Annotated in this window: 2 protein-coding genes; both read right to left on the reverse strand. The window is 40.2% G+C overall.

What is annotated here, in order from left to right; all coding sequences use genetic code 11:
• Positions 1 to 1,347 (reverse strand): hypothetical protein (locus tag HFD85_RS21670; RefSeq protein WP_167614523.1); only part of this gene is annotated, 1,347 nt, incomplete at its 3' end.
• Between the two features lie 719 nt (positions 1,348 to 2,066).
• Positions 2,067 to 2,922: T9SS type A sorting domain-containing protein (locus HFD85_RS21675; protein WP_167614524.1), on the reverse strand; the 856-nt coding region annotated here is incomplete at its 5' end.

Raw genomic sequence — 2,922 nt, forward strand, 5'->3', positions numbered from 1 at the left:
GACATATGATTGTACCTCCAGCGGATTCAAACATTCATCAAAAACAGTATAGTAATAAGTTACTGTCCAGTCACAATCGTCTCCGGTTGTTCTGGTGCTATCGAGAGATGCAGAAACAGCTTGCCCGCAATTATCAGAGTAACCTGTAATTGCATTTACTTCAGTCCATTCAGGAACTGTGCTTTGCGCATCAGACATACAGGCATCATATTCCGTAGCATCAGAAAATGGAGTCGTTGTCAGTGATGGAGCGGTCTGGTCGCTTCCAGAGTAGGTAACCGTTGGCGAAGGGTCAACATGATTACCTGCGTCGTCATATACATCATAGGTATAAGTTACAGACCAGGCACAATCATCATTTTCCGGTGCTTCCTGAGTTGTTTTATCTACATTAACCACACCGCAATTATCAGTAAATTCAGCTTTAATGTCATCTGTTGTTGGTCCAACAGGCATATCGGAATAACACAGGTTCATGTTTGTTGCTCCAACAGGAATAGAACCGACTAACTGGGGAGCTTCATTGTCCGGGACAACAGATACTTCAATCGGATTGGTAACGTACCAAGCTTTAAAAGTTGATTTATTGGCATTTTCAGGATGGGCCGGATCAGGTATCTCTCGAGATCCATCTGCCTGTTCTGTTCCGCCACAATTATCTCCATTGTCCTTTGCCGTAAATTCAACAACGCAAAAATAGTACCTGGTTCCCAAGACATTTTCCGGTGTATAACTATCACTAATAGTATCCGAATGGGAGTCATTTGATTGCACTTCAATTGCCGAACTTAATATGTTCGAATTGGTAGTATTATAATACCATTTGTAAGTTATCTCAACATAATCAGTATTTCCTCCACCTTGTCCGGTGCTACATGTTGAAAGTGATGCGCTTAAAGGACCGGGTAGTACACAGGAAAAACTGATAGGCCCGGTTTGGTCAATGCTTAAATCTGACGGAAATACTTGAATTGCATCTGAAAATTCAGTGTAAGCAACCAACCCACTTGACTGACCTGTTGCCGTCAACAAAAAGAATTCCCCTAAATCAGAAATATCGACTTTATAACTTTCATCGTAAATTTTGCCGTCTTCATCAGCAGTAACATAGATTACCTGATCATAGTGTGTTACGTAAAAAAGATGCTCGATATACAATTCCACTGTTTCGCCAGCTTCCCAGCCGGAACCAGAAATTATGACTGTTTCTCCCGGGAAGTAGTCATCTTTGTCGGTAATTACATCGGCTTGTCCAAAACCAGCATTAGCTGCCAGCAGTAAGAGCCCCGTACACAGCAGCATAAGTGCTGTTCGGATAGTTCGTAGATTTTTGTAGATTTTTTTCATTTCTTGTTTGTTTTGAGTTAAGGTATTTTAGTATTAGTTAAATACTTGTCATAATTCTTGGTGTTGAATCGATCATTTCGATTCCGAGGTACTTGTGAATGGGCATTGTGTTGTAATGAGTTAGAGGTTTTCAGCGTGTGTCCATAGAATTTTGGTTTTTAGATTGAAGTACTTTGAATGCGTCTCTTAAATAAATAAGAGCGTCCGGTATTCCATGCGGACAGAATTGTTCCGCAAGGCGCAAATACACAAAACCAGGAAAGAAAATGTTGAATTTTTCCATCGGTTCCAGTTTAAAAAGTAAGTGGTGTTAAATGAAGAGACCCTTATTTTTTATCCTCAATTAACAGTACGTAAATTACGAAATAAACTAATGTGTTGAATATCAGAGATGTCCCAATTTGAAAAAACGTTTTATGCCCTATATTGCCTTGGTTTACGGTAGTTACATTGTAGAATGTTATGTAAATATCTACCATTTAGCCTTATTATTCCATTTTTGAGAATGTGCTGAAAATGCATGAAAAGCGAATCTGGTATATAAGTAGCAATAAATCAGTGTAATAATTCATTCAGGCAGTTGATTACTTGAATTAGATTAAAACATAAAAAAACCGGCAGGCTGCTGCCTGCCGGTTTACTGTCCCCCAGATGCGTTTTATGTCATCCGGGCACAACAAATGATATTTTTTAGTTCGTTACATCAAACCAGTGGAAAATTATCGTTCGATCTGTAATAATTTTCCGGAAAGTTGTTTATCTCCTTTACGGAGCATATAGATCAGTGTATTTGAGTTTTGCCCCGGCATATTTACTTCAAAGGTATTGATGCCGGCATTCAAATGTCCCTCATGAATGGTCTTTACTTTTTGGCCCAACATATTGTACAGTTCCAGGCTTCCGTTACCTTCTTCGGGAATGTTTACTTCAAATTTTACCTGGTTAGTAAAAGGATTCGGATAGGCTTTAACCGTAAATTCAGTACTTACAGGCTCCTGTAAAGACGCAGATTTCCCTATATGTGCAGAATGCAAAACAGCTCCACCTGATACCTCAGAAGCCACTAGAAATCCACCACAGTCTTCAGGATTTGAAGTACATCCGTTGTCGTTCATTACCGTAAGAACATAACCGTCCCCAAATTTTAAACCTGTAAAGACGACGTCTCCCACTGCCGGTGCTATACTATCCTTGAACACGATATCGTTTGGTTCTTGATCTATACTGTAAGTATATCCCGGATGCGGATTTGTAACCTTTACGCTAAACGTTGTGTCTGTACATTCAGGAAGGAGCATTTCACCCACTGGAGCTTCTGGCAGGTTATTAACAGTAATATCAGCTGTGTTTGAACTTGTACAACCATTAGGGTCGGTATAGGTATAAGTTATGGTATGAGTTCCAACACCCGCTGTGGCCGGGTCAAATTGACCACTGCTAACACCCGTACCAGAATACGTTCCATTGGCAGGAGACCCACCTGAAAGTGCAAATTCAGCTGCATCAACACAAACATCTGAGAATGCCGACAGGGTTACCGTAGGCAGATCATTGACTGTAATATCAGCTGTGTTT

It is taken from the genome of Maribellus sediminis (assembly GCF_011799805.1).
GTDB classification, from domain to species: Bacteria; Bacteroidota; Bacteroidia; order Bacteroidales; family Prolixibacteraceae; genus Draconibacterium; species Draconibacterium sediminis_A.